This is a genomic window from Mitsuokella apri (assembly GCF_051886055.1).
Taxonomy (GTDB): Bacteria; Bacillota; Negativicutes; order Selenomonadales; family Selenomonadaceae; genus Mitsuokella.
In genome coordinates, this window is the sequence record NZ_JBJEXT010000060.1 from 1 (window position 1) to 5,226 (window position 5,226).

Here is a 5,226-nt window from a genome sequence, read left to right on the forward strand (position 1 = left end):
CCTTATCCGGTTTGCGGTACTCCCAGGCAAAACCATTCTTGAGCCAGTTATCCGGGATCTCGACCTGGTTGCCCTCAATGATTTTCTGCTCGAACAGGCCGTACTGATAACGGATGCTGCAGCCATGGCCCGGCAGACGGTGTGCTGCCATCGAGTCAATGAAGCAGGCAGCCAGTCTGCCGAGGCCGCCGTTGCCGAGACCGGCATCCGGCTCTTCCTCGAACGTCTTGACGATATCGAGATTGAAATCCGCGAGAACATCCTTAACGGCTTCTTCAATACCGAGATTGATGAGATTGGACTTGAGCAGACGGCCGAGCAGGAATTCGATGGAGAAATAGTAGATCTGTTTCTCCTGACGCTCTGCATATGTCTTATTCGTCTTGATCCAGTTATCCGAAATGAACTGCTTTGCCGTAGCAGCTACCGTCTGATAGACTTCATTCTTAGTCAAGTCCTTGATTTCACGGCCATACATCAAATGTGCCGTATTGACGAAACGGATTTTTAGATTTTCCTTGAGCTTCTCAAACTCACGGCTCTTTTGTTTCTGTTCCTTTGTTTCTCGTGCCAAAAAAAACACTCCCCTTGGCTATGTCTTGCTTATTTTATATAAGAAAAGCCGTCGTAAACGAGCGCTGGCCCATACCTGCCTGTGCATGTCCATTTACAACGGCTTGTCTCAAGCTTAAATCACCACATTTTTCGCAACGATCAGCGGATAATTCTGCGCTCCCTTGAGCCATTTCTCCTTCGTGATCACTACATTCTTATCACAGATGACGTTCTCCAGCAAAGAATTTTCCTGAACATCGCATTTCTGCATGATGATGGAGTTCTTGACTTTAACGCCCTTTTCAATGGTCACGCCGCGGAACAGGATACTGTTCTCGACTTCACCGCGAATGATACAGCCGTTGGCAATCAAAGAATTCTTGACAACAGCCGTGTCCTTATACTGGACCGGTACCTCATCCTTGACCTTCGTATAGATGGAATTATTGCCCATGAAGAGCTCTTCCCACGTAGACGGATTCAGTACATCCATATTCGCTTTATAATAGGAAGATGTCGAATCGATGTGTGCAACGTAACCGTCATGCTCATAAGCATAGATATTGTACTCATTTGCACGGCGGATGATGCCGTCGAGCAGCAGGTCCTGACCGCCGTGTTCGTAGCTGTAGCGGACCATCTCAACGAAGATGCGCTTCTCCATGAGGAATACATTCATGGAAACCTTCGAGCCGTCATAGACAGCCGGTTTCTCGGCAATATCTTCGACAAGACCATTTTCTGCCGTCTCGATGACGGTGTTGCGGCCGGCCGCTTCCTGCGGCGCCGTGTAGTACACCATCGTGATATCGGCGTTCGTGTTCTGGTGGAAGCGCAGCAGCTCATTGAAATCAATGTTGTAAACGAAGCTGCCTCCTGCCAGAAGCACGTATTTCTGCGAGCTGTGCTCAAAGAAATCGAGGTTGTAATAGAAGTTTTTGAGGTCGCCGCGGCGTTTTGCCTCTTCTTCCTGCGGAGCGGGCAGATAGAACAAGCCGTCATGACGGCGGGCTAAATCCCAATCCTTACCGGAACGCAGGTGATCGAGTACGGAACGCGGTTTATTCGGCAGCATGACACCGACATTCTGAATGCCAGAGTTTACCATGCTCGACAAAGCGAAATCAATCAGTCTGTAGCGTCCGGCAAAAGGCAGAGACTCCACAGCGCGGCGGTCAGTCAGCTCACGAATCAGGCTGTTGTCTTCCTGAAGATTGATAATCCCCATTACTGTTTTCAATTTTATTCACTCCGATCTTCTGGTCTATGTTCTATTGTATATAGGAGCGGACAACTTTCTCAGCCTGCCTGCTTGCTGCCAGCTTCGGCCATGACAGTTTCTCCGTCTGCAACGACCGTAATGGCACCCTTCTCCCCGACTACTTTGGCACCCTCGCCTACTTCACAGTTCTGGGCAAGGATTGCATAATCAACGACGGCATTCTCACGGATAACCGTCGACGGCATGATGACCGAATTGCGGATCTTAGCGCCCTTGCCGATGCGCACACCCGGGAAAATGACCGAGTTCTCTACATCGCCAAGAATCATCGAGCCTTCGCTGACCATCGAATTCTTGACCTTGGCATCCGGACCGACATAATGCGGCGGCATGGACGGGTTCGAAGAATAAATCTTCCAATCACCATTGAGTTCAAAAGGCGGCTGATCCTGCAGCAGATCCATATTAGCCTGCCAGAGGCTTTCAATCGTGCCGACATCTTTCCAATAACCATCAAAAGCGTACGAGAACAGACGTGCCTTATCGGCAAGCATCTTCGGGATGATGTTCTTGCCGAAGTCATGAGCCGAAGTCTCATCCTTTGCATCTTCCTCAAGATACTTCTTCAGGAAGTCCTTGTTGAAGATGTAAATGCCCATCGAAGCGAGATTGCTCTTCGGTTTTGCCGGTTTCTCTTCGAACTCTTCGATGCGGCCGCTCTTATCGGTATTCATGATGCCAAAACGCGGTGCCTCTTCCCACGGAACTTCGATGACGCCAATCGTTGCTTCTGCCTTATTGGCCTTGTGTGCATCGAGCATCCAGGAATAGTCCATCGTGTAGATATGGTCGCCAGACAGAATCAGCACGTACTCCGGATCCGCGAGGTCAATGAAATTCAGGTTCTGATAGATGGCATCAGCCGTGCCGCGATACCAGTCTGCTCCCTTTTCACGTGCATACGGCGGCAGGATAAACACGCCGCCCTCTTTCTTATCGAGGTCCCAGGCACTGCCCGAAGCCAAATAGTTGTGGAGTTCCAGCGGACGATACTGCGTCAGCACACCGACCTTATCAATGCCGGAATTGGCGCAGTTACTGAGCGGGAAATCAATAATGCGGTACTTGCCGCCAAATGGAACGGCCGGCTTGGCAATTTTCTTCGTCAAAGCACCGAGACGGCTGCCCTGGCCGCCGGCCAGTATCATTGCTAAACATTCTGTCTTTCTCATACAAAATCCCCCTTGGATATATCTGGCAGGAATGGCCTCCCCTTACATAATTCGCCATGCCCGCCAAGCATGCATTTTCATAACAGATAATACTCTGTCAGTATACAACATTTATCAATTATTGCAATAATATTTTATGTATACATGAAATACGTAATACCAATATTACCGATCGCATTCACCCTGCCCTCTCTAAAAAAACATATGAAAACCGCAATTTTTCCGTCAATTCCCATGAAAGAACTGCTGCTTTGTGCACAGCTCCTGTTGAATTTCAGAAAACTATCTTTATATTATGTAGGTTCTATACAAAAAATAAAAATCCTTCACCGTCAAAGTAAATTTACATAATTTTTTTAGAGAAAATACCAAAAAAATAATCTGCCCGGCCCGCAAGGCAGGCGGCAGACCCTTTTCAGTCTCAGCAGCAGGGCAAAATGCCTGCAGTCATGAGCATCATCAAGTATGCGCAAAGAAATCAATAAAGCGCAGCCGCGCCGTGAATGATGTCCGGCAGCATGTCATAGAGATTCTGCCCTGGGCAGGCTGTCGCATTAAAATCACGATGGCCAAAAATCGTCGCAGACGACGGCGCAAAACCATAATAACGGCAGAGAGCAGCCAGCAGCTTCTTAGCAGAAGCGATCTGTGCATCCTCTGGCATATAATCCTCAAAATTGCCAACCAGGTTCACGCCGACCGTATGGTCATTCTCGCCATAGCAGTGTGCCCCGACCGTATCCATGGGCCTGCCCTGTTCGATCGTGCCGTCCTTGCGAATCACGAAGTGATAGCCAATGCCGGCCCAGCCATTGGCCAAGTGCCAGCGGTGGATGGTCTCCGCTGATACATCCGCATTCGTATTGCCGACATGATGCACGATGATGGCGTCGGTCACGCGTCGGTTTGTCAGGGAACGGAATGTCAGATAGGTTTGGCGTATGGATACACCGGAAAGACCGCTGCCGTCCTGCCAGGCTGCCTCTGCCATCTTACTCGTGACGATTTCCGGTGCAAGGGCCAGCCCCACTCCCATATAAAATAAATTCCGAATAAACTCCCTGCGTTTCATTGCTCTATCTGCTACCCCCTGTAATTTTATTATTTTAGCGCATTTATCTGAAAATCAGCCGAAAGCTCATTTCTTTCCATTCATTTCCTATTCCCACACCGCTGCACATCCTTTTTGTCTGCAAAGCAAAATTCAAGCAATCAAACATTCTTTTTTATCTGTTTATATTGTATTTTAAGGAGGATTGACCTATAATGAAGATGAATAATCAACAACTTCAAAAATATTTACGAGGGATTAGAAAGAAGGGGCTTTTATGCTGGGATTGGAACGCCGACAAAAAATCATGGAAAAAATTCGGCTTGACCGCAAAGTTTACGTCTCCGAACTTGCGAAGTCGTTCAAGGTAACGGAAGAAACCATTCGCCGCGACCTCGAAAAACTGGAAAGTCAGGACCTGCTCCGGCGCAGCTACGGCGGTGCTGTCATCGCCGAAAGCACGAGCGACGAACTCTCTTATACACGGCGCAGCGCCATAAACAGCGAGGGCAAGCTGCTCATTGCCGAAAAAGCGGCCAGCCTGATTCACGATGGCGATACCATCATGATGGATTCCAGCACGACGTGTCAGGCACTCCTGCAGCGCTTAAAAGGACAGCGCGATATCACGGTCATCACAAATTCCATCCGCCTCATGAACGACTTCACGGGCAGCGGCTTCAAGATGATCTGCACGGGCGGCACGATGCGCGACAGCTCCTGCTCCCTGACTGGCTCCATTGCCTGTCAGACACTTGCCCGATATTACGTTGACTTTGCCTTTATCAGCTGCAAGAGCATTGACCTCAAAAAAGGCATCATGGAGTCCAATGAAAGCGAGAGCCGTATCAAGAGCATCATGATGCAGCAGGCCCGCAAGACCGTCCTGCTCGTGGACCACTCCAAATTCGACAAAACAGCTTTCGTCAAATGCGACAATTTTGCACGCATCGATACGCTCGTGACAGATGTACCGCCTTCTAAGGACTGGCAGGAATTTCTTGCCGACCAGCACATCAACGTAATCTGCTGACGAACAATTTCCTACTAATATATATAAATAATAAAATCCCCGCTTCACTGCCTGCACAGGAAGCGGGGATTTTATTACTTTACAGTAGTTTACAACTTTAAGCAGCCTCTTCATCAGACCGAATTACGTCTTG

5 protein-coding genes are annotated in these 5,226 nt (G+C 48.8%); 1 reads left to right on the forward strand and 4 read right to left on the reverse strand.

The annotated features are described in order from the left end of the window. The 4 genes from ACI4OH_RS08925 to ACI4OH_RS08940 all read right to left on the reverse strand — a co-directional run. On the reverse strand, positions 1-574 hold a 574-nt coding region (locus ACI4OH_RS08925; protein ID WP_439784617.1), incomplete at its 3' end, for a glycogen/starch/alpha-glucan phosphorylase. 114 nt (positions 575-688) lie between these two features. Next, on the reverse strand, positions 689-1,795 hold the full coding sequence (gene glgD, locus ACI4OH_RS08930) for a glucose-1-phosphate adenylyltransferase subunit GlgD (RefSeq protein ID WP_435720822.1): 1,107 nt from the start codon (positions 1,793-1,795) through the stop codon (positions 689-691). Between the two features lie 59 nt (positions 1,796-1,854). Further along, positions 1,855-3,009 (reverse strand): glucose-1-phosphate adenylyltransferase, encoded by a 1,155-nt coding sequence (locus ACI4OH_RS08935; protein ID WP_435720823.1) that lies wholly within the window; start codon positions 3,007-3,009, stop codon positions 1,855-1,857. A gap of 478 nt (positions 3,010-3,487) precedes the next feature. Next, the gene (locus tag ACI4OH_RS08940) at positions 3,488-4,045 is read right to left on the reverse strand and encodes an N-acetylmuramoyl-L-alanine amidase (protein ID WP_435720824.1); all 558 of its coding nucleotides are present in this window, start codon (positions 4,043-4,045) and stop codon (positions 3,488-3,490) included. A 292-nt stretch (positions 4,046-4,337) separates the two neighbouring features. Between ACI4OH_RS08940 and ACI4OH_RS08945 the strand changes: the two genes are divergently transcribed. Further along, complete coding sequence (locus ACI4OH_RS08945; protein ID WP_435720825.1) at positions 4,338-5,093, forward strand: DeoR/GlpR family DNA-binding transcription regulator; 756 nt, start codon at positions 4,338-4,340, stop codon at positions 5,091-5,093. Positions 5,094-5,226 lie beyond the last annotated feature (133 nt).